The 21,824-nt window shown below is 72.8% G+C and carries 19 protein-coding genes; 7 read left to right on the forward strand and 12 right to left on the reverse strand.

The window, feature by feature from the left end; genetic code table 11:
- Nucleotides 1–145: 145 nt before the first annotated feature.
- The 6 genes from ACZ49B_RS03010 to ACZ49B_RS03035 form a co-directional block, all read right to left on the reverse strand.
- A complete protein-coding gene (locus tag ACZ49B_RS03010; protein ID WP_468299877.1) occupies nt 146–1,291 on the reverse strand; it encodes an ALF repeat-containing protein in 1,146 nt (381 codons plus the stop codon).
- A gap of 151 nt (nt 1,292–1,442) precedes the next feature.
- Nucleotides 1,443–2,852, reverse strand: a complete 1,410-nt coding sequence (locus ACZ49B_RS03015) for a lysine N(6)-hydroxylase/L-ornithine N(5)-oxygenase family protein (protein ID WP_468299878.1) — start codon at nt 2,850–2,852, stop codon at nt 1,443–1,445.
- Nucleotides 2,849–4,249 carry a pyridoxal phosphate-dependent decarboxylase family protein gene (locus ACZ49B_RS03020; RefSeq protein ID WP_468299879.1) on the reverse strand — a complete coding sequence of 467 codons (1,401 nt, stop codon included), beginning with the start codon at nt 4,247–4,249 and terminating at the stop codon, nt 2,849–2,851. The genes ACZ49B_RS03015 and ACZ49B_RS03020 overlap by 4 nt, the downstream gene beginning before the upstream one ends.
- 310 nt (nt 4,250–4,559) lie before the next feature.
- On the reverse strand, nt 4,560–7,073 hold the full coding sequence (gene pepN, locus ACZ49B_RS03025; protein ID WP_468299880.1) for an aminopeptidase N: 2,514 nt from the start codon (nt 7,071–7,073) through the stop codon (nt 4,560–4,562).
- 46 nt (nt 7,074–7,119) lie between these two features.
- On the reverse strand, nt 7,120–7,458 hold the full coding sequence (locus tag ACZ49B_RS03030; protein ID WP_468299881.1) for a chorismate mutase: 339 nt from the start codon (nt 7,456–7,458) through the stop codon (nt 7,120–7,122).
- 596 nt (nt 7,459–8,054) lie between these two features.
- Entirely contained in the window at nt 8,055–8,837 is a 783-nt protein-coding gene (locus tag ACZ49B_RS03035; RefSeq protein WP_468299882.1) for a serine protease, read from the reverse strand.
- Between the two features lie 134 nt (nt 8,838–8,971).
- On the opposite strand from ACZ49B_RS03035, the gene ACZ49B_RS03040 reads away from it, so the two are divergent.
- Nucleotides 8,972–9,874, forward strand: coding sequence for a hypothetical protein (locus ACZ49B_RS03040; protein ID WP_468299883.1), 903 nt, complete (start codon nt 8,972–8,974; stop codon nt 9,872–9,874).
- A 201-nt stretch (nt 9,875–10,075) separates the two neighbouring features.
- Here ACZ49B_RS03040 and ACZ49B_RS03045 read toward each other — a convergent pair whose 3' ends face one another.
- Complete coding sequence (locus ACZ49B_RS03045; RefSeq protein ID WP_468299884.1) at nt 10,076–11,551, reverse strand: MFS transporter; 1,476 nt, start codon at nt 11,549–11,551, stop codon at nt 10,076–10,078.
- Between the two features lie 108 nt (nt 11,552–11,659).
- Between ACZ49B_RS03045 and ACZ49B_RS03050 the strand changes: the two genes are divergently transcribed.
- Nucleotides 11,660–12,133 carry a MarR family winged helix-turn-helix transcriptional regulator gene (locus tag ACZ49B_RS03050; protein ID WP_468299885.1) on the forward strand — a complete coding sequence of 158 codons (474 nt, stop codon included), beginning with the start codon at nt 11,660–11,662 and terminating at the stop codon, nt 12,131–12,133.
- Nucleotides 12,134–12,146: 13 nt separating this feature from the next.
- On the opposite strand, the gene ACZ49B_RS03055 is transcribed toward ACZ49B_RS03050, so the two are convergent.
- Nucleotides 12,147–13,055 carry an SDR family oxidoreductase gene (locus tag ACZ49B_RS03055; RefSeq protein ID WP_468299886.1) on the reverse strand — a complete coding sequence of 303 codons (909 nt, stop codon included), beginning with the start codon at nt 13,053–13,055 and terminating at the stop codon, nt 12,147–12,149.
- 1 nt (nt 13,056) lies between these two features.
- A complete protein-coding gene (locus tag ACZ49B_RS03060) occupies nt 13,057–13,821 on the reverse strand; it encodes an SDR family oxidoreductase (RefSeq protein WP_468299887.1) in 765 nt (254 codons plus the stop codon).
- A gap of 56 nt (nt 13,822–13,877) precedes the next feature.
- Between ACZ49B_RS03060 and ACZ49B_RS03065 the strand changes: the two genes are divergently transcribed.
- The 5 genes from ACZ49B_RS03065 to ACZ49B_RS03085 are packed head-to-tail and all read left to right on the forward strand — an operon-like array spanning nt 13,878 to nt 18,347.
- Nucleotides 13,878–14,651: an enoyl-CoA hydratase family protein gene (locus tag ACZ49B_RS03065; protein ID WP_468299888.1), complete on the forward strand. Its 774-nt coding sequence runs from the start codon at nt 13,878–13,880 to the stop codon at nt 14,649–14,651.
- A complete protein-coding gene (locus ACZ49B_RS03070; RefSeq protein WP_468299889.1) occupies nt 14,648–15,499 on the forward strand; it encodes a CoA transferase subunit A in 852 nt (283 codons plus the stop codon). The genes ACZ49B_RS03065 and ACZ49B_RS03070 overlap by 4 nt, the downstream gene beginning before the upstream one ends.
- Entirely contained in the window at nt 15,496–16,233 is a 738-nt protein-coding gene (locus tag ACZ49B_RS03075) for a CoA-transferase subunit beta (protein WP_468299890.1), read from the forward strand. The genes ACZ49B_RS03070 and ACZ49B_RS03075 overlap by 4 nt, the downstream gene beginning before the upstream one ends.
- A 16-nt stretch (nt 16,234–16,249) precedes the next feature.
- The gene (locus tag ACZ49B_RS03080) at nt 16,250–17,383 is read left to right on the forward strand and encodes an NAD(P)H-dependent flavin oxidoreductase (RefSeq protein ID WP_468300737.1); all 1,134 of its coding nucleotides are present in this window, start codon (nt 16,250–16,252) and stop codon (nt 17,381–17,383) included.
- A gap of 31 nt (nt 17,384–17,414) precedes the next feature.
- Nucleotides 17,415–18,347, forward strand: a complete 933-nt coding sequence (locus ACZ49B_RS03085) for a tyrosine-protein phosphatase (RefSeq protein WP_468299891.1) — start codon at nt 17,415–17,417, stop codon at nt 18,345–18,347.
- A 99-nt stretch (nt 18,348–18,446) separates the two neighbouring features.
- Here the strand turns inward: ACZ49B_RS03085 and ACZ49B_RS03090 are convergent, their stop codons facing one another.
- The 3 genes from ACZ49B_RS03090 to ACZ49B_RS03100 all read right to left on the reverse strand — a co-directional run bounded on the left by ACZ49B_RS03090 (nt 18,447) and on the right by ACZ49B_RS03100 (nt 21,815).
- Entirely contained in the window at nt 18,447–20,123 is a 1,677-nt protein-coding gene (locus ACZ49B_RS03090; RefSeq protein ID WP_468299892.1) for a DEAD/DEAH box helicase, read from the reverse strand.
- Nucleotides 20,124–20,224: 101 nt separating this feature from the next.
- Nucleotides 20,225–20,431, reverse strand: coding sequence for a cold-shock protein (locus ACZ49B_RS03095; RefSeq protein WP_030292052.1), 207 nt, complete (start codon nt 20,429–20,431; stop codon nt 20,225–20,227).
- A 226-nt stretch (nt 20,432–20,657) separates the two neighbouring features.
- Nucleotides 20,658–21,815 carry an acetyl-CoA C-acetyltransferase gene (locus tag ACZ49B_RS03100; RefSeq protein ID WP_468299893.1) on the reverse strand — a complete coding sequence of 386 codons (1,158 nt, stop codon included), beginning with the start codon at nt 21,813–21,815 and terminating at the stop codon, nt 20,658–20,660.
- Nucleotides 21,816–21,824: the final 9 nt, after the last annotated feature.

Genomic DNA, 21,824 nt, shown 5'->3' on the forward strand with positions numbered 1-21,824 from the left:
GAATGAGAAGGGAACGATCGACCAGGCAAGGTTCGCGTCGGTGGACTGGCGGCTGACCCGGGCCGGGGTGGCGGTGTTCGAGGCGGGGCGGGGGTGGCCGGCCGTGGCGTGCTGCGGCCGCCCACCCTCGTGGGTGCGGGTTCGGTCAGCGTTCTGCGCCGGCGCGGCGCATCCGGGCGGCGAGCAGCAGTCCGGCGCCGGCGATGAGGGCGGTGCCCGCGCCGCCCGCGATCAGGGTCGTGTGGTCGCCGGCGCCCGTGGTGGCGAGGGGTGCGCCGTTGTGGCCCTGGGCGGTGGTGGCGGTGTTGCCGGTGGTCGCGGCGCCGGTGGCGGCGCCCGTGCCGGAGCCGTTGCCCTGTTCCTGGCCGTCCTTGCCGGGGGCGGGCTTGTCCTTGGCCGCCTGGTCCTTGGCGGCCTGGTCCTTGGCGCGGGCCGCGTGCTGGCCCGTCGTGAGGAACTCGGCCCGGTCGGCGGCGGTGCCCGCGAGTGCGGCGCGGCCCGCCTTGAGGAGTTCCGGACCGGCGCCGTCGATGATCTTGGCGATGGCGACGCGGTTGTCCTGGTCGCGCAGCTCGTACTGGGTCACTTCCAGGAAGTGGCGCAGCTCGGCCGGGGTGGGCGATCCGCTCATGAGCTTGCTGATGGCCTCGGTGAGGATCGGGCCGTCCCAGCTTTCGTCGATGCGGGCCAGTTCGACCAGGTCGTCGGAGGCCTGGGCGTGGAACCGGCCGGTCTTCAGGAACTCCGCGCGGTCGGCGGGGGTGCCCCGCAGTGCCTTCTTGCCGGCTTCCTTCACGGCCGGGCCGCCGGTGCCGATCAGTCGGGAGATCTCGACCTCGTTGTCGTCGTCGCGCAGCTCGTGCTGGGTCACGTCGTAGAAGTGGCGCAGCTTTTCGATGTCGTCTCCGCTGCTGAGGACCTTGTTGATGCCCTCCTTCAGGCCGGGGCCCGCGTGGGGGAGGAGACGGAGGATCGCGATGCGGTAGTCGTCCATGCGGATGTTGTGCTGGTCGACTTCGATGAACTTCCGCATGGCCTGCGGGCCGTCGGCGATGGCCTTGTGGCCGGCTTCCTTCATGAACTCGCTGGCCATCGGGTGGGCGATGATCGCGAGGATGGTCTTGCGGTCCTCTTCGGCCTGGTCGGGCCCGGGCCGGTCCGGCGTGGTCGGTGCCGGCTGGTTGCCGGCGGCCGGGGCGTCGGGGCCGGCGGCGAACGCCGGTGACGCGATGAGGACGGCCGGAGCAAGGGCGGCGGTGGTGACCGCTGCGGCGATCCGGGAAAACTTCACAGACAAAACCCCCTGGAAACGTTTCTTCGACAGAAGAGACGTTCGACCCGCGCGGATAGTTGTAGCGGTAACGTTCCCGCCCCTCGTGGCGGCCTCGTGGCGGCCCCGAGGCGTGCGGGGGCGGGGCTCGATCACCTGGCGGCAGGACCTCTCAGGGGTGGTCGACGAGGGGGCGGAGTTCGCCGGCGGGGCGGGGGCGGGTGTGCTCCCGCTGTTCGAGGCCGAAGGTGGTGAAGGCGGTGCGGGTGGGCTGGGGGTAGGGCTCCTTGCCGGTGAGGGTGTTCAGGATGGCGGCGCTGCGCCAGGCGGCGAGGCCGAGGTCGGGGGTTCCGACGCCGTGGGTGTGGCGTTCGCCGTTCTGGACGAAGACGCTGCCGGTGACGGACGGGTCGAGGACCATGCGGTGGCGTTCGTCGATGCGGGGGCGGCCGGAGGCGTCCTTGCGCAGGTAGGGGTCGAGGCCTGCGAGGAGGCTGGTGAGGGGGCGTTCCTTGTAGCCGGTGGCGAGGACGACGGCGTCGGTGGTGAGGCGGGAGCGGGTGCCTTGCTGGGTGTGTTCGAGGTGGAGTTCGACCTTGGTGGTGGCGACGCGGCCGGCGGTGCGGACGCTGACTCCGGGGGTGAGGACGGCGTCGGGCCAGCCTCCGTGGAGGGTGCGGCGGTAGAGCTCCTCGTGGATGGCGGTGATGGTGGCGGCGTCGATGCCCTTGTGGAGTTGCCATTGGGCGGGGACGAGCTGGTCGCGTACGGGTTCGGGCAGGGCGTGGAAGTAGCGGGTGTAGTCGGGGGTGAAGTGTTCGAGGCCGAGCTTCGAGTACTCCATGGGGGCGAAGGACGGCGTACGGGCGAGCCAGGTGAGGCGTTCGCGGCCGGCGGGGCGGGAGCGGAGCAGGTCGAGGAAGACCTCGGCTCCGGACTGGCCTGATCCGATGACGGTGACGTGGTCGGCGCCGAGGATGCGCAGGCGGTTGTCGAGGTAGTCGGCGGAGTGGATGACGGGGACGGTGGGGGCTTCGGCGAGGGGGCGCAGGGGTTCGGGGACGTAGGGGGCGGTGCCGATGCCGAGGGCGAGGTTGCGGGTGTAGGTGCGGCCGAGGGCTTCGGCTTCGCCGTCGGTGTCGAGTTGGGTGTGGTCGACTTCGAAGAGGTCGCGTTCGGGGTTCCAGCGGACGGCGTCGACCTGGTGGCCGAAGTGGAGTCCGGGCAGGCGGCCGGCGACCCAGCGGCAGTAGGCGTCGTATTCGGCGCGCTGGATGTGGAACTGCTCGGCGAAGTAGAACGGGAAGAGCCGTTCCTTGTGCTTGAGGTAGTTGAGGAAGGTCCAGGGGCTGGTGGGGTCGGCGAGGGTGACGAGGTCGGCGAGGAAGGGGACCTGGAGGGTGGTGCCGTCGATGAGGAGCCCGGGGTGCCAGCGGAAGTCGTGGCACTGGTCGTAGAAGGCGGTGGCGAGTTCGCCTGCGCCTTGGTGGGGGAGGCCGTGGGCGAGGGCGGCGAGGGACAGGTTGAAGGGGCCGATGCCGATTCCGACGAGGTCGTGGGGTGCATCGAGCTGGGCGGTCATCGGTGGGTGCTGCCTTCCAGGAGGGTGACGAGGGCGTCCAGGTCCCGCGTGGTGGTGTGGGGGTTGAGCAGGGTGGCTTTGAGCCAGAGGCGGCCGTCGGCGGTGGCGCGGCCGAGTACGGCGTGACCGCCGAGGAGGAGGGTGCGGCGCAGGGCGGCGAGGTGGGTGTCGTCGGTGTGGGTGGGGCGGAAGAGGACGGTGCTGATGGTGGGGGGTGCGTGGAGTTCGAAGCGGGGGTGTGCGTCGAGGAGGCGGGCGAGGTGGTGGGCGAGTGCGCAGGTGCGGTCGATGAGGTGGGCGAGGCCGTCGCGGCCGAGTGAGCGCAGGGTGGCGGCGATTTTGAGGGCGTCGGGGCGTCGGGTGGTGCGCAGGGAGCGGCCGAGGAGGTCGGGGAGGCCGGCGTCGGTGTCGTCGGGGGCGTTGAGGTAGTCGGCCTGGTGGGCGAGGGGGGCCAGCAGGGCGGTGTCGGGGACGGCGAGGAGGCCTGCGGCGACGGGTTGCCAGCCGAGTTTGTGCAGGTCGATGGTGAGGGAGTGGGCGCGGCCGAGGCCTGCGACGCGGGTGCGGTGGCGGGGGCTGAGGGCGAGGAGGCCTCCGTACGCGGCGTCGATGTGGAGGTCGGCGCCGTACTGCTCGCACAGGTCGGCGATGGGTTCGAGGGGGTCGATGAGGCCGGCGTCGGTGGTGCCGGCGGTGGCGGTGACGAGGACCGGCCGTGGGGTGGCGGCGAGGGTTTCGGCGAGGCGGGCGGGGTCGAGGGTGCCGCCGGGGGTGGGGAGGGAGGTGGCGGGGGGCAGGCCGAGGAGCCAGGCGGCGCGGGGGATCGAGTGGTGGGCGCTGTCTCCGTGGAGGACGGTCAGGCCGGGTCCGTGGCGTTCGCGGGCGAGGAGCAGGGCGAGTTGGTTGGCTTCGGTGCCGCCGGTGGTGACGAGGGCGTCGGGGCGGGGGGTGGCGTAGAACTCGGCGGCGAGGGTGCGGGTGAGGAGGGCTTCGATCGCGGAGGCGGCGGGGGCCTGGTCCCAGGAGTCGAGGGAGGGGTTGAGGGCGCAGGCGGCGAGGTCGGCGGCGGCTGCGACGGCGAGGGGCGGGCCGTGGAGGTGGGCCGCGTACAGGGGGTCGGCGGGGTCGGCGGCGCCGGCGGCGAGGGTGTGCACGAGGGTCCGGAGCGCCTCGTGGTCGCCGTGGCCCTTTTCGGGGAGTACGTCGCCCAGTGCGGCGGCGACGCGGGCCGCAAGGGCGTCGGGGCCGCCGGCCGGAAGGGGCCCGCCGCGCTCCTGGGCTCCGGTGTGCAGGGCTTCGAGGACGGTGTCGAGGAGGGGCCGCAGGGCTTCGGCGCCGAGGCGGCCGCCGGCGAGCGGGTGGGGTGGGGGCGGCGGGGTGCCGGGCGGCGCGGTCATGCGGTGTCCTCACGGGAACGGGTCTGCGGCAGGGGGCCGGCCCTGTCGTGGGGTGCCCGGGCCGTCTCTTCCGGATCACGCCGCGGGTCGGGCGGGATCCGGAAGGGACGACCTGGCGGCGGGCGCTGCTGCGGTGACAGCCTGGGGGCCCGACGGGTACAACGATCAGACCCGAACGGGGTAACCCCGGGGTTTGTCCGGATGTTGTTTGCCGCGCGGCGGCGGGACCGCGGCGCGGGAACGGGACCGGCCGCCGGCCCCGGCCGGTGTCGGCGGGGGCGGCGGCCGGGGAAGCGGCGCGTCGGGGGCGTCAGGAGGCGCGGACGCGGAGGGCCCGGGACAGGTCGTCGAGCTGGTCGACGAGCTTGCGGCGCAGGGCGGGGACGATGGACGGGTCGGCGAGGGCGGTGTCGCCGGCCTCGAGGTTGTCCTCGTCCACGGCGTGGCCGGGGAAGGCGTAGCGGCCCGCGGCTTCGGCGATGGCGGGGCCGCGGCGGGCGCCGAGGGCGATGGCGTCGACGTAGAAGCGGGGGACGTAGTCCTGTACGAGGTCGGCCTGTTCGGGCTGCCAGAAGCCCTGGGCGGTGGCGCTGAAGAGGTAGTTGGAGAGGGAGTCGTCGTGGAAGAGGCGCTCCCAGGCGGCGGCCTTGGCCTCGGCGGTCGGGAGTGCGGCGCGGCAGCGGGCGGCGCCTTCCTCGCCGGTGGCGCTGGGGTCGGCGGCGAGGGCGGCGTCGATCTCGCGCTCGCCGACGGCGCCGAGGACGGACAGCCGGGCGAGGATGCGCCAGCGCAGTTCGGGGTCGAGTTCGGGGCCGCCGGGCACGGTGTCGTCCTCGAGCCAGGCGGCGAGGGTGTCGGGCTGGGCGGCGGCGTCGATGAGGGCGCGTACGGCGGCGAGTCGCAGCCCGGGGTCGGAGCCGTCCTCGGTGCGGCGCAGCAGGCTGCGGGCGATGCGGGTGAGGGTGGCGAGGGCTTCGGTGCGGTCTTCGGGGGCGAGGTAGCGGTCGGCGATGTGGTGGCGCGCGAAGGCGAGGACGCCCTGGACGATGGCCAGGTCGGCTTCCTCGGGCAGGTGTGCGCCGGCGGTGGCCAGGTAGGCGGCGGGTTCGAGTTCGCCGTCGCGGACCATGTCGCGCAGGGAGTTCCAGACGACGGCCCGGGTGAGGGGGCCGGGGACGGCGGACAGCTTGCGCAGGGCGGTTTCGAGGGAGGTGTCGTCGAGGCGGACCTTGGCGTAGCTGAGGTCGCCGTCGTTGAGGACGAGGAGGGCGGGGCGGGGGCCGCTGACGGAGACGATCTCGTCGGAGGGGACGTCGACGGTGAGGGGTTCGCGCGGCTCGAGGGTGTTGTCGGGGTCGCGGTCGTAGAGGCCGACGGCGATGTGGTGGGGGCGGGTGCCGCGGTGGTCGACGGTGAGGGTCCAGCCGCCGTGGCTCTCCTCGATGCGGGGGGTGAGGGTGTCGATGCCGGTGGTGCGCAGCCAGATGTCGGCCCAGGCGTGGACGTCGCGGTCGGTGTGGGCGGCGAGGGATTCGACGAAGTCGGCGAGTGAGGCGTTGGCGAACTTGTGGCGGGTGAAGTGGGTGTTGATGCCGGCGAGGAAGTCCTTCTCGCCGAGCCAGGCGACGAGTTGGCGCAGGGCGGAGGCGCCCTTGGCGTAGGAGATGCCGTCGAAGTTGAGGAGGGCGCTGGCGGTGTCGGGTACGGCGTCGGGGTCGGGGGCGACGGGGTGGGTGGTGGGGCGCTGGTCGGCGTCGTAGCCCCAGGATTTGCGGTTGACGCCGAATTCGGTCCAGGTGCCGGTGAAGCGGGTGGCTTCGGTGAGGGTCTGGTAGCCCATGTACTCGGCGAAGGACTCGTTCAGCCAGATGTCGTCCCACCAGCGCAGGGTGACGAGGTCGCCGAACCACATGTGGGCCATCTCGTGGGCGATGACCATGGCGCGGGTCTGGCGTTCGGTGTCGGTGACGGCGGAGCGGAAGACGAATTCGTCGCGGAAGGTGACGAGGCCCGGGTTCTCCATGGCGCCGGCGTTGAACTCGGGGACGAAGGCCTGGTCGTAGGAGTCGAAGGGGTAGGGCTCGGAGAACTTCTCGTGGTAGCGGTCGTAGCAGTCGGTGGTGATGGAGAGGATTTCCTCGGCGTCGGCGTCGAGGTGGGGGGCGAGGGACCGGCGGCAGTGGATGCCGAAGGGGAGTCCGGCGTGTTCGGTGCGGATGCTGTGCCAGGGGCCGGCGGCGACGGCGGCGAGGTAGGTGGAGATGACGGGGGTGGGGGCGGACTTCCAGATGCCGGCGCCGTCGCCGGAGGGATGTCCCGTGCGGTGGCCGGTGCGCTCGGTGATGCCGTTGGCGAGGACGGTCCAGTGGGCGGGGGCGGTGACGGTGAACTCGAAGACGGCCTTGAGGTCGGGCTGGTCGAAGGCCGGGAAGACGCGCTGGATGTCGTCCATGAACATCTGGGTGTAGACGTACGCCTCGCCGTCCGCGGGGTCGGTGAAGCGGTGGAGGCCTTCGCCGGTGCGGGAGTAGCGCATGCGGGTGGCGATGCGCAGCTCGTGGGGGCCTTCGCCGAGGCCGGTGAGGGGGAGGCGGTTGTCGGCGAGGGCGTCCGGGTCGAGGGGGTTGCCGTCGAGTTCGGCGGAGTGCAGTTCGTCCGGTTTCAGCTCCACGAAGGTGTCCGCGGCGGTGCGGGCGGTGAACCGGATGACGGTCGTGGATTCGAAGGTGTCGTCGCCGCCGGTGAGGTCGAGGGTGACGGCGTAGTGGTGGACGTCGAGGAGCTGTGCTCGGAGCTGCGCTTCGTTGCGCGTCAGTGCGGACATGGGGCCCATGCTGCCCGAAGGGTGGGCCCCGGTCGTCTGCTCCGGCCTACTCTTCGCCCGCAGCGATCGTCTCGTGGTGGCGGATGACCTCGGCGATGATGAAGTTGAGGAGCTTCTCGGCGAACGCGGGGTCGAGTTTGGCGTTCTCGGCGAGCTCGCGGAGGCGGGCGATCTGGCTGGCTTCGCGGGTCGGGTCGGCCGGCGGCAGCTGGTGCTTGGCCTTGAGGTGGCCGACCTGCTGGGTGCACTTGAAACGCTCGGCGAGCATGTGGACGACGGCGGCGTCGATGTTGTCGATGCTGTCGCGCAGGCGGGCCAGCTCGGCGGTGACGTTCTCGTCGATGGCGCCGGTCTCGGCGGCTTCGTCGGGGGCGCTGTGGTTCATGGTTCCCGAGAATACGTGGCGTTCGCGTGTGGTTCCCGGGCGAGTCGGTCCGTGAGACGGACGGGGTCCGTGGTGGGCCGATCAGCGGGGGCTGACGGCTGTGACCTGCCGGCCTCCTTCGGAGGCGGGGCCGGCGGTGGGGAGCCGCCCGGGGCTCGGGCGCGTTCGGCCTTGCCGGCGAGGCCGTGGCCGCCGCATGGGCGTCGTGGGAGGGGCGGGCGGGGCGGCCTGCGTCGCCGGGCCGGCGGGCCGCCTCGGCGGCGGTGGCCCGGGGGGCGGTTTCGCGCCGCAGTCGTACGGTGGTGGCGGGTGGGACGAGGGAGTCTTCGGCGGCCGCCGGGCGGAGCGCCTCAACCTGCATCGCGGGGCTGGCGTCTTTCAGGAGGAAGCCGGATGCTCCTCCGTGGAGCGCGGCGTGGGCGTACTCGTCGAGGCCGGAGGTGGTGACGATCACGATGCGTGGACCGTCCCGGCCGGCGGGCCGCCGGGCGGCCTCGAGGCCGTGGGGCCTCGTGTGCGTACGGTGCACCGCGCCGCGTCCTTCCGGCCGCCCGGGTGTACCGGGTGTGCTCGGCCGGAAGGACGAAGCGTGGGGCTCAGAGGGTCGCGGCCGCGTTCTTGATGGCCGTGGCGAAGGTGGAGACCTCGGTGTAGACGCCGGGGAAGTCGGGCCGGGCGCAGCCCTCGCCCCAGCTGACTATGCCGACCTGGATCCAGGCGTTGTTGTTGTCGCGGCGGAACATCGGGCCGCCGGAGTCGCCCTGGCAGGTGTCGACGCCGCCCTGGGGCAGCCCGGCGCAGATCTCCTCGCTGGGAACGAGGTCGCTGCCGTACGAGCTCTGGCAGCTGGCGTCGGAGACGAACGGCACGGTGGCCTTCATCAGGTACCGCTGCTGGCCGCCGCCTTCGCGGGTGGCGCCCCAGCCGGCGACGGTGAAGGTGCCGTTGTCGAAGGCCTTGGTGTCGGCGATCTTGAGGGTGGGCAGGTTGATGGGCTTGGCGAGCTTGATGAGGGCCCAGTCCTTGCCCTTGCCGTTGTAGCCGGGGGCCTGGAGGACCTTGGTGGATTTGACCTTGATGGCGCTGGAGCTGTTGAGGTCGACGACTCCGGCGGTGGCGGTGATGGAGGTGTTGTTGCCGGAGCCGCTGACGCAGTGCGCCGCGGTGAGGACGATCTGCTGGGTGTAGAGGGCGCCGCCGCATCCCATGGAGAGGCGGACCATGAAGGGGAACTCGCCCTGGGCGGCGCGGGTGCCGCCGACGACGGGGGCCTGGGAGGCGTTGGCGGCGCCGGGTTGGAGGCTGACGGCGGCGAGGGCCACTGCGCCGACGGCGAGGCTGCGCTTGATGAGTGCGGCAAGAGTGGACACGGTCAACACACTGCCTTTCGTGGGGGGTTGGGCCGTGCGCGTCATCGGGTGAATGACATGTACATGTCACACCCGCCTCTCACCGGACATCAAGAACGCCTTTTCGGACAACCTGCGGGACGCTGCGCGGCGCGGGGGGCGGCATGACGCAGAACGTGAGCCTCGCCAGGCACGGCAGCCCCATCGAGCACGGATTTCCCCATCTCGACACCGTCCGCGCCGCGATCACCGCACTGTTCCGGCGGCTCTCGTACGAGGGGATCCGGGCGTACGACACGAGCTTCGCGCCCGCCGAGGCCGCCTTCACCGCCGACGACGACCTCCACCTCGGCGCGCACCGCGTGGCCTCCGCGATCGTGCGCGCGCTGCGGCTGCCCGATGCCCGGATGGTGGTCTGCTTCCGGGCGATGGAGCAGGCCGCCACCGTGGAACTGGCCGCGGGGCCCGAGTACTTCATCGAGGTCAACGACCGCTTCCGCACGCACCGCCGCGATCTGGCGGCCGCCCTGGCCCACGAGGTCACGCACGTCCTGCTGCACCGGCTGGACCTGCGCTTCCCCGCCACCGCCGACAACGAGATCCTCACCGACACCGCCGCCGCCTACCTCGGAACCGGCTGGCTGCTCCTCGACGCCTACCGCGAGGACGAGCTCACCCACCAGAAGCTCGGCTACCTCACCCCCGAGGAGTTCGGCTACGTCCTCGCCCGGCGCACCCTCCTGCTCGGCGGGGGCGAGGACCCCTCCACCTGGTTCACCAGCCCCCAGGCGTACGAGGCGTACGTGCGCGGCCGCGCGCTCGCCGGGCGGGAGTTGCGCCGGGCCCCCCTGGCCGCCGCGGACCGGGCGCAGCGGCGCCGCTACGCCCGGGACCGGCGGGCGGGCGTCGCCTCGCCGGGGGCTTCCTACGGCTTCGAGGAGCACCCGGCGGGGGCGCGGGTGAGCTTCCCGTGCCCGGTGTGCGGGCAGCGGCTGCGGCTGCCGGTGCGCGGGCCGGTGCGCGCCCGCTGCGGGCTGTGCCGCACGGTGCTGGACTGCGACACCTGACCGGAGTCGGGGCCCGGCGAACGCGGCGCGGACGAGGGACAAGTTGTCGGCTGAGAGCGGTTCAAGTCATGGCCGGGGTGGGTAGTCATACCCCATCGCACGAGTGAAGGATCCGGCCCCGACCCCCCCGCCAGGGGGCCGGGGCCGTTTCCTGTGCCGGGCCCGCCCGGGAGCTCGATCCGCCGCTCCCCCTGCGGCCGGTTACGCCGGCACCGGTGCGGCGTCCGAGGGCGCGGGTTCGGGGGACACCGCCGTGCGGGGCAGGGCCAGGCAGAGCACGGCGCTGAGCAGGAATCCGGCGGTCACCCAGGGCATGGCGGTGGTCAGTGCGTGCGTGGGGCCGCCGTCGGCGAGGGCCCCGAAGAAGACGCTGCCGATGACGGCCGCGCCGAGGGCGCCGCCGAACTGCTGGGCGGTGGAGAAGATTCCGGAGGCCCCGCCCGCGATGTCGGCGGGGACGGCGGACAGGACGACGTTGACCAGCGGCACGACCAGGAAGCCGAGTCCGGCGCCCGCGACGAGCAGGCCGGGGACGAGCGGCCAGGCGCCGGTGTGCGCGGCGGTGGAGGCGCAGACGGCGTACCAGACCCCGGCGAAGCCGCCCGCCATCAGCAGTGCGCCGGCGGCGAGCACGAGGCGGCCGAAGCGGACGGCGAGGGTGTCGGCGACGGGGGCGGTCAGGAAGCCGCCGACGGAGAAGGCGACGGTGAGCACGCCGGCCTGCATCGGGGTGTAGCCCTCGCCGCCCTGCAGCCAGATCGCGAAGACCAGGAAGAAGCCCTGCATGCCGACGGCGAAGAGCAGTTGGACGGCGAGGCCGACGGAGAAGGCGGGGAGCCGGAAGGCGCGGGCGGGCAGCAGCGGTACGGTCGCCGTCCCGTGCCGGCGGGCTTCGAGGACGCCGAGGCCGATGACGGCGAGGACCCCGGCGGCCATGCACAGCCAGCCCCACAGCGGCCAGCCGCCCGCCTCGCCCTGCACGAGCGGCAGCACGACGGCGATCAGGGCGCCGGCGAGGACGAGGCTGCCGGCCAGGTCGGGGCGGCCGGCGCCGCGTTCGCGGGTGGCGGGGACGAGCACGGCTCCGGCCACGCAGGCGCCCAGGGCGACGGGCACGTTGACGAGGAAGACGGACCGCCAGCCCCAGCCGAAGAGGTCGGCGTCGGTGAGCAGGCCGCCGAGCAGCAGTCCGACGGCGGAGGCGAAGCCGGCGACGGCCCCGTACATCCCGAAGGCGGCGCCGCGCTCCTTGCCCTGGAACAGGGTGCGGAAGGAGCCGAGCACCTGGGGCGTCAGCAGGGCGGCCATGACGCCCTGCACGGCGCGGGCGGCGATCAGCTGGCCGGGGCTCTGTGCGATGCCGCAGCCGAGGCTGGCGAGGCCGAAGCCGGCGGTCCCGGCGAGGAAGAGGGCCTTGCGCCCGTACCGGTCGCCGAGGTGCCCGGAGACGATCAGCGTGGCGGCGAAGCCGAGGAGGTAGGCGGAGACGAGCCACTGCAGGGCGCTCTGCGAGGCGTGCAGGTCGCGGCCGATGGCGGGGATGGCGACGTTGACGATGGTCACGTCGAGCAGGTCCATGAGGGCGGCGACCATCATGACGACGGCGGCGGCCCAGCGGCGCGGGTAGCGAGTCGGGGGCACGGGCAGGGGCGCGGGCAGGGGCACAGGCGTGGGCATGGCGGGCTCCAAAGTATTTCGTTCGGACGAACGAAAGACTGACACGAGGCCGCGCGTGATCGCAACTCTTTCGTTCGCCCGAACTAAACACTTGATACGGTGGATGCCATGAGCGACGAGACGGACCCCCGCCGGGCAGCGGTACTGGCCGAGCTGAACCGCACGGGCCGCGAGACGAGCGCGGCGACCGTGGTGTTCCACGAGGCGGCCGCCGCCAAGCAGGGGCTCAGCGCCACCGAGACCAAGACCTTGGACCTGCTCATGCGGCGCGGCCCGCTGACCGCGAAGGAGCTGTCCCAGCACTCGGGACTGGCCCCGGCCTCGGTGACGGGCCTGGTCGACCGGCTGGAGCGCAAGGGCTTTGTCCGCCGGGTCAAGCACCCGACGGACAAGCGGCGGGTCCTGGTGGAGGCGCTGCCGGAGCGGCTGGCGGAGATCCGGCCGGTGTTCGAGGACTGGGCCCGTGAGGTCGCGGAGCTGTGCGAGGAGTTCACGACGGCGGAGCTGGAAACCGTGATCCGCTTCCTCCAGGGCTCCAACGCCCGCCAACTGCGCGCGGCGGCCCGCCTGTCGGAGTCCTGATCCTGCGCCCCTGCTACTCGGCTCCGTAGACCGGGTGCGGGGGCTCGGATTCCGCGAGCAGTTTCGTCGCGGTCTCGCCCGCCTCGGCCGGGGTCCAGCGGGCCCCGCGGTCCGCCGTCGGGCCGGGGCGCCAGCCCTCCATCACCGTGATCCGGCCGCCCTCCGCCTCGAAGACCCGGCCCGTGACCCCCGCCGAGGCGTCCGAGCCCAGCCACACCACCAGCGGCGACACGTTCTCCGGGGCCATCGCGTCGAAGGCGCCCTCCCCCGGCTCCGCCATGGTCTCGGCGAACGTCTGCTCCGTCATCCGCGTCCGCGCCGCCGGGGCGATCGCGTTGACCTGGACCCCGTACCGGCCCATCTCCGCCGCCGCGACCAGCGTCATGCCGAGGATGCCGGCCTTGGCCGCGCTGTAGTTGCCCTGCCCGACCGAGCCCAGCAGGCCCGCCCCCGAGGAGGTGTTGACCACCCGCGCCGCCACCGCCCGACCCGCCTTCGCCTCGGCCCGCCAGTGCGCCGCCGCGTACTTCAGCGGCAGGAAGTGCCCCTTCAGGTGCACCCGCATCACCGCGTCCCAGTCCGCCTCCTCCAGGTTCACCAGCATCCGGTCCCGCAGGAACCCGGCGTTGTTGACCAGCGTGTCCAGCCGGCCGAACGCCGACAGGGCCGCCCCGACCAGGGAGGACGCGCCCTCCGGGGACGCGATGTCCTCGCCGTGCGCCACCGCCTCGCCGCCCTGCGCCCGGATCTCCGCGACCACCTGCCCGGCCGGGCTGTCCTCCCCCGGCGTCCCGTCGAGGCCCACTCCGAGGTCGTTGACCACGACCTTGGCCCCCTCGGCCGCGAAGGCCAGCGCGTGGGCCCGGCCCAGCCCTCGTCCCGCGCCCGTCACGATGACCACACGACCCTCGGCAAGTCCCATCTCAGCTCTCCTTGTTGACCGTTGCCGCATCCAGAAACGCCGGGCGTTCCCCGCCCCCGTGCACGAGCAGGCTCGCCCCGCTGACATACCCCGCCCGACCGGAGGCCAGAAACACCGCCGCCGCCCCGACGTCCGCGGGTTCCGCCAGCCTGCCCAGCGGGACCGTCGCGCCCACGGCCGCGATCCCCGCCTCGTCCCCGTAGTGCAGGTGCGCGAGCTCGGTGCGCACCATGCCCAGCACGAGCGAGTTCACCCGTACCTCGGGCGCCCATTCCACGGCCATGGAGCGGGCCAGGTTCTCCAGCCCCGCCTTCGCCGCCCCGTACGCGGCCGTCCCGGGCGAGGGCCGGGTCCCGCTGACGCTGCCGATCATCACCACCGAGCCGTGCGCCGCGCGCAGCAGCGGGTACGCCGCCAGCGCGGCCGTCATCGGCGCCACCAGGTTCAGCTCGACGACGCGCGCGTGCCGCTGCGCCTCGCCCTCCCCCAGCAGCCGGTACGGGGTCCCGCCCGCGTTGTTCACCAGGCAGTCGAGCCGCCCGTACCGGCGCCCGACCGCCTCGAAGAACTCCTGCACGGCGGCCGGATCGCGCAGGTCCAGTGCGGTGAACGAGGCCGTGCGCCCGTCCGCGCGCACCGGTTCGTGCGGCGGGCGGCGGGCGCAGACGACGACTTCCGCGCCCGCCTCGAGGAACGACCGGGCGATGCCGGCGCCGACGCCGCGGGTTCCGCCGGTGACGACGACAACCCTCCCGTCGAGCTCCATAGGCTGCTACCTTCCTCACCTAACAAATGTTTGGTGGAAAGGTAGCTGATCCTCTCATGGGTGTCTCCACCTCAAGCCCCGGCAAGGGCATCGCACTTGTCACGGTCGACTTCCCGCCCGTCAACGCGCTTCCCGTGCAGGGCTGGTACGACCTCGCCGACGCCCTGCGCGCGGCCGGCCGCGACCCGGAGACCCGGTGTGTCGTGCTGGCCGCCGAGGGCCGCGGCTTCAACGCCGGCGTCGACATCAAGGAGATGCAGCGCGACACCGGCCACGCCGCCCTGATCGGGGCGAACCGCGGCTGCTACGAGGCCTTCGCCGCCGTGTACGAGTGCGAGGTACCGGTCGTCGCGGCCGTGCACGGGTTCTGCCTGGGCGGCGGCATCGGTCTCGTCGGCAACGCCGACGCGATCGTGGCGAGCGAGGACGCGACCTTCGGGCTCCCGGAGCTCGACCGGGGCGCCCTCGGCGCCGCCACCCACCTGGCCCGCCTCGTCCCGCAGCACCTGATGCGCGCCCTGTACTACACCTCGCGCACCGCCACCGCGGCCGAACTGCACGCGCACGGTTCGGTGTGGCGGGTGGTCCCGCGTACGGAGCTGCGGGCGGCGGCCCTGGAACTCGCCGCCGAGATCGCGCAGAAGGACGGCTACCTGATCCGGCTGGCCAAGGCGGCCATCAACGGCATCGACCCCGTCGACGTGCGGCGCAGCTACCGCTTCGAGCAGGGGTTCACCTTCGAGGCCAACCTCAGCGGGGTGGCCGACCGGGTCCGCGACACCTTCGGAGAGCCCGCAGCGGGAGAGCTCGCAGGGAAGGAGCGCTCATGACCGACAAGACGATGACCCCCGAAGAGGTGGTCGGGCAGCTGCACAGCGGGATGACCCTGGGCATCGGCGGCTGGGGTTCGCGGCGCAAGCCCATGGCCCTGGTGCGGGCACTGCTCCGTTCCGAGATCACCGATCTCACCGTGATCTCGTACGGCGGCCCCGACGTCGGCCTGCTCGCGGCCGCCGGCCGGATCCGCAAGCTCGTCGCGCCCTTCGCCACGCTCGACTCCATTCCGCTGGAGCCGCATTTCCGGGCGGCCCGCGAGAGCGGCGCCTTCACCCTCACCGAGCTCGACGAGGCCATGTTCATGTGGGGCCTGCACGCCGCCGCGAACCGCCTCCCCTTCCTCCCCGTCCGCGCCGGCCTCGGCTCCGACGTCATGCGGGTCAACCCCGAGCTGCGCACCGTCACCTCCCCCTACGCCGACGGCGAGGAGCTCGTCGCCGTCCCCGCCCTGCGCATGGACGCCGCGCTGGTCCACCTCAACCGCGCCGACCGCCTCGGCAACGGCCAGTACCTGGGCCCGGACCCGTACTTCGACGACCTGTTCTGCGAGGCCGCCGACTCCGCCTACCTCTCCTGCGAGCAGCTCGTGGAGACCGCCGAGCTGTCCAAGGCGGGCCCGCCGCAGTCGCTGCTGGTGAGCCGGCACTCCGTGACCGGTGTCGTCGAGACGCCGAACGGGGCGCACTTCACCTCCTGCGTCCCCGACCACGAGCGCGACGAGGCCTTCCAGAAGCTGTACGCGACCACCCCCTGGCCGGAGTTCTCCGCCCGCTTCCTGGCCGGCGGCAGCGAGCACGCCTACCAGTCGGCCGTCCAGGCCTGGCACGAGGAGCAGAAGTGAGCACAGCGACGGCCGCCTCCCGGGCGGAGTACTGCGTGATCGCCTGCGCCGAGGCCTGGCGCGGCAACGGCGAGGTGCTCGCCAGCCCGATGGGCCTGATCCCGTCGTTCGGGGCCCGGCTGGCGAAGCGGACGTTCTCGCCCGACCTGCTCCTGACCGACGGCGAGGCCCTGCTCGTCGGCCTCGGCGGCGAGGCCGAGGGCTGGCTCCCGTACCGCCGCCACCTCACGATGGTCACCGGCGGGCGGCGGCACGTGATGATGGGTGCCAGCCAGATCGACCGGTTCGGCAACCAGAACATCTCCTGCATCGGCGACTGGGCCCGGCCGGCCCGCCAGCTCCTCGGGGTGCGCGGAGCGCCCGTCAACACCCTCAACAATCCGGTGAGTTACTGGGTCCCGAAGCATTCCCCGCGGGTGTTCGTCGAGCGCGTCGACATGGTGAGCGGGGTGGGCTACGACCGGGCGGAGGCGGCCGGGGTGACCCGCTTCCACCGACTCCCGCGGGTGGTCAGCGATCTCGGCGTCTTCGATTTCACCGGCCCCGGTCACAGCATGCGGCTGGCCTCCGTGCACCCGGGTGTCACCGTCGCGCAGGTGCGGGCGGCGACCGGGTTCGAGCTGGCCGTGGCCGCCGACGTCCCGTTCACCCGTGAGCCGACGGCGCGGGAGCTGGCGCTGATCCGCGAGGTGATCGACCCCAAGGGCCTGCGCGAGCGGGAAGTGCGGGTCTGAGGCGATGACGACGGCGATACGGACGGCCTTCACGGAACTGGTCGGTGTCGAGCACCCCATCGTGCAGACGGGCATGGGCTGGGTGGCCGGGCCACGGCTGGTCTCGGGCGCCGCCAACGCGGGCGCTCTGGGCATCCTGGCCTCGGCGACGATGACCGTGGACGAGCTGCGTGCGGCGGTCCGCGAGGTCAGGTCCCGTACGGACGCCCCGTTCGGGGTCAACCTCCGCGCCGACGCGGGGGACGCCGCCGAGCGCGTCCGGCTGATCATCGACGAGGGCGTACGGGTCGCCTCGTTCGCGCTCGCCCCGTCCAAGGAGCTGATTGCGCAGCTCAAGGACGCGGGTGTGGTGGTGATCCCCTCGATCGGGGCCCGGCGGCACGCCGAGAAGGTCGCGGCGTGGGGGGCCGACGCGGTGATCGTGCAGGGCGGCGAGGGCGGCGGGCACACCGGGGACGTGGCCACGACGGTGCTGCTGCCGCAGGTCGTCGACGCCGTGGACATCCCGGTGGTCGCGGCGGGCGGCTTCCACGACGGCCGCGGGCTGGTCGCCGCGCTGTCGTACGGGGCGGCGGGCATCGCCATGGGCACCCGCTTCCTGCTGACCTCGGACTCCACGGTCCCCGACGCGGTCAAGGCCCGGTACCTGGCGGCGGGCGTCAAGGACGTCACCGTGACGACGGCCGTGGACGGGCTGCCGCACCGGATGCTCCGTACCGAGCTGGTCGCATCCCTCGAGCGGGCGGGCCGCAGCCGGGCGCTGGCCCGGGCGGTCCGGCACGCGGCCGCCTTCCGCAGGCTCTCCGGGCTGTCCTGGCCGCAGATGGTGCGCGACGGCCTCGCGATGAAACACGGCAAGGACCTGTCCTGGAGCCAGGTCCTGCTCGCCGCGAACACCCCCATGCTCCTCAAGGCGTCCATGGTCGAGGGCCGTACGGACCTCGGCGTCATGGCATCGGGCCAGGTCGCGGGGGTGATCGAGGATCTGCCGTCCTGTGCGGAGCTCGTCGCCCGCGTCATGGCCGAGGCACACACCGTGCTGGCACGACTGGAGGGCCTGCACGGGCGACATCCGCACCCGGAACACCCGCACCTCGAACATCCGCACCCGCACCCGCACCCGCTCGACGCCCTGCCACCACCAGGGTGATCCCCCTTCTCCCCCTCAGGAGTCGCCACCGATGAGCCGTGCCCGAATCCGCCTGGTGACCGCGGTGCTCGCTTCCGCTCTCGCCCTCGGCACCCTGCCCGCCGCCTCCGCCGCGTACGCCGCGCCGGCGGCGGGCGCCACCCCCGCAGGCCGGTACCAACAGCAGGCAGAAACGATTCGCCAGATCCCCCTCCAGGGCGCGGTCAACCTCCGCGACCTGGGCGGCTACCGCACCTGGACCGGCGGTCAGGTCCGCCAGGGTCTGGTCTACCGCTCCGACGCGCTCAGCAAGCTGACGCAAGCAGACATCACCACCGTCTCCGGTCTCGGCCTGGGGAAGGTCGTCGATTTCCGCATCCCCATGGAGCTCCAGTACGACGGCGCCGACCGGCTGCCCGCGGGGCTCACCGCCACCTCCCGCCCCGTCAGCGACCTCGGCCTGTACGGGACGCTCGTCGGCGCGATCTCCAGCGGCGACCCCGCCACGCAGGAGCAGATGCTCGGAGGCGGCCGCGCCGAGGCCTACATGCGCGACATCTACCGCACCTTCGTGACCAGCCCCGAGAACCGGGCGCAGTTCGCGGCGACGCTGCGGGAGATCGCGGACGGCGGCCAGGGCCCGCTCCTGTACCACTGCACCTCGGGCAAGGACCGGACGGGCTGGATGAGTTACGTCCTGCTGCGCGCCCTGGCCGTCCCCGAGGAGACGGCGGAGCGCGACTACCTCGCGTCGAACACGTTCCGCGCCGCGTACGACGCGCAGGTGCGGGCGGGCCTGAAGCAGTCCGGGCGGATGCAGAACCCGGACCTGCTGATCCCGCTCCAGGAGGTCCGCCAGGACTACCTGGACGCGGCGACCGCGCAATTGGCCGCGGACTACGGCAGCTTCTACGGCTACCTCACGGACGGCCTCGGCCTGGACCTGCGGACGCTCGCGAAGCTCCAGACCAGGCTGGTGCGGTAGTACGGCGGCCCGGACAGCGGTACGCCGGGCAGCGCACCTCGCGCTGCCCGGCGTACCGGAATGCCTGTCAGAGCCTCGGGGCGTCAAAACCCCGGGGCGTCAGCTCGTACGGCCCGCCGCGGGACGCCCGCCACCGGAGCGGCGACGCGCACCGGCCGGAGCACCGCCGGAGCGGGAACCGCCCTGGCCGCCGCCACCCTGACCGCGGGCGCCGCCCTGGCCGGCCTGGCCGCGGGCGCCGGTCTGGCCGCCACCGCCCTGGCCTGCGCCGGAGCGGGTCCGGCGCGGACGGCCCTCGCCGCCGCCGGCCGGCGCAGCGCCGCCCTGTGCGGCGGAGGAGCCGCCGGAGCGACGGCGCGGGTTCGCGGAACGGCCGCTGCCGCCGCCCTGGCCGCCGGAGCGCCGGCCCGCCGGGGCCGGCTGCTGCGGCACCTCGAGGACCACGGGGATGCCCGAGGGCTCCTTGGCGCCGGTGAGCCGGGACAGCTCATCGTCGGAGGACTTGATCTGCGCGGTGCGCGGGGAGATCCCGGCGTCCGACATCAGGCGGGTCATGTCGCGCTTCTGGTCGGGCAGCACCAGGGTGACCACGCTGCCGGACTCGCCGGCACGGGCGGTACGGCCGCCGCGGTGCAGGTAGTCCTTGTGGTCGGTCGGCGGATCGATGTTGACGACCAGGTCGAGGTCGTCGATGTGGATGCCGCGGGCGGCCACGTTGGTGGCGATCAGCGCGGTGACCTCGCCCGTCTTGAACCAGTCCAGGGTCCGGTTGCGCTGCGGCTGCGAGCGGCCGCCGTGCAGGCCGGAGGCGCGGACGCCGTCCGCCAGGAGCTTCTTGACCATGCGGTCGACACCACGCTTGGTGTCCACGAACATGATCACCCGGCCGTCGCGAGCGGCTATGCGCGTCGCCACGGCCTTCTTGTCGGTCTCGTCCATGACGTACAGGACGTGGTGCTCCATCGTGCTGACCGCACCGGCCGACGGGTCGACGGAGAAGGCGACCGGGTCGTGCAGGAACATCTTGACGAGCTTGTCGATGTTCTTGTCGAGTGTCGCCGAGAACAGCATGGTCTGGCCCTCGGGCTCGACCTGCTTGAGCAGCGCGGTGACCTGCGGCATGAAGCCCATGTCGGTCATCTGGTCGGCCTCGTCGAGGACCGTGATGGCGACCTGCGAGAGGTCGGCGTCACCGCGGTCGATGAGGTCCTTCAGACGGCCGGGGGTGGCGACGAGCACCTCGGCGCCGCGGCGCAGGGCCCCGGACTGCCGGTTGATCGACATGCCGCCGACGACGGTCGCGATGCGCAGGTTGACGGCCGTGGCGTACGGGGCCAGGGCGTCGGTCACCTGCTGAGCGAGCTCGCGGGTCGGTACGAGGACCAGCGCGAGCGGCTGCTTCGGCTGCGCGCGGCGGCCGGAGGTGCGGGCCAGCAGCGCCAGGCCGAAGGCCAGCGTCTTGCCGGAGCCGGTACGGCCGCGGCCGAGCAGGTCACGGCCGGCGAGCGAGTTCGGCAGCGTCGCGGCCTGGATCGGGAACGGCTCGGTGACGCCCTGGGCGGCGAGGGTCTTCAGCAGCGCCTCGGGCATGCCCATGTCCTCGAACGCGGCCACCGGCGGCAGGGCCGGGGTCAGCGGTTCGGGCATGGTGAATTCTTGGGGCCTGGCGACGGGGGCGGACTTCTGCCGTCCCGCGCCAGCCTTCGGACGTCCCTGTGCCGCGCCTCGGCCCCGGGTGGGGCGGCGGCTGGGTCGTGCGGAGCTGGAGCTGGTCATGCGAGAAAGCCCTCCTGAAACCGGCAGGTAAAACAAAGGTCGAAACAGCAGACAAGCCGGGGCCCGCACCTCGCGGTGCGGACCCCGGCATGCTGAAGTACTTAGTTGGCGGGGAGGATGTTCTCCGCCTGGGGGCCCTTCTGGCCCTGGGTCACGTCGAACGAGACGCGCTGACCCTCGGTGAGCTCACGGAAGCCCTGGGTGGCGATGTTCGAGTAGTGGGCGAACACGTCCGGACCGCCACCGTCCTGCTCGATGAAGCCGAAGCCCTTTTCCGAGTTGAACCACTTCACGGTGCCAAGTGCCATTTTAAATCTCCTGAATAGGCGGCAAAGGGCCCCATCCGGAGAGTCCGGCAAAACAATAAAAGCGCCTGAGGAACATTCCCGTCAGGCGCACATAAAGTTCATGGGTACCACAACTGCAACGCTGCTAAAGCTAGCACACCTCGGCACGGACATCCCAGCCCCTTCCGTGTTCGACCTGCGCGGGACCGGGGGTGGAGCCCCCGGTCACGGCTCCGGGGCCCTGCGGCTACAGCCTCTCGATGATGGTGACGTTGGCCTGGCCGCCGCCCTCGCACATGGTCTGCAGCCCGTAGCGGCCCCCCGTGCGCTCCAGCTCGTGGAGCAGCGTGGTCATCAGCTTCACTCCCGTGGCACCCAACGGATGGCCCAGTGCGATGGCCCCGCCGTTGACGTTCACCCGTTCGGGGTCGGCGCCGGTCTCCTTCAGCCAGGCCAGGACGACCGGGGCGAACGCCTCGTTGATCTCCACCAGGTCGATGTCGTCCAGCGACATGCCGGTCTTCTTCAGCGCGTACGCCGTCGCCGGGATCGGCGCCGACAGCATGCGGATGGGGTCCTCGCCGCGTACGGACAGGTGGTGGATGCGGGCCCGCGGCCGCAGGCCGTGTTCGGCGACGGCCCGCCCGGAGGCGATCAGCATCGCCGCCGCGCCGTCGGAGACCTGCGAGGAGACGGCCGCCGTGATCGTGCCGCCCTCGACCACCGGCCGCAGGCCCGCCATCTTCTCGAGGCTGGTGTCCCGGCGGGGGCCCTCGTCGGCCCGGACGTCCCCGTACGCGACGGTCTCGCGCTCGAAGCGGCCCTCGTCGATCGCGCGCAGGGCCCGCCGGTGGGACCGCAGCGCGAACTCCTCCATGGCGTGTCGCGTGATGCCCCACTTCTGGGCGATCAGCTCCGCGCCGTGGAACTGGTTGACCGGAGCGTCCCCGTACCGGGCCCGCCAGCCCGCGCTGCCCGCGTACGGGCCCTCCGTGAGGCCGAGCGGTTCCGCCGCCTGCCGGGACGCGAAGGCGATCGGGATCATCGACATGTTCTGGGTCCCGCCGGCGACGACCAGGTCCTGGGTTCCGGAGAGCACGCCCTGCGCCGCGAAGTGGACGGCCTGCTGCGAGGAGCCGCACTGGCGGTCCACCGTGACGCCCGGCACCTCCTCCGGCAGCCCCGCCGCCAGCCATGCGGTGCGGGCGATGTCCCCGGCCTGCGGGCCCACCGTGTCCAGGCAGCCGAAGACCACGTCCTCGACGGCGGCCGGGTCCACCCCGGACCGCTCGACCAGCGCCTTCAGGACGTGCGCGCCCAGGTCGGCCGGGTGGACGGCGGACAGGCCCCCCTTGCGCCGCCCCACGGGGGTGCGTACCGCTTCGACTATGTAGGCCTCGGGCATCGGGACTCC

Source organism: Streptomyces sp. NPDC031132 (genome assembly GCF_055570595.1).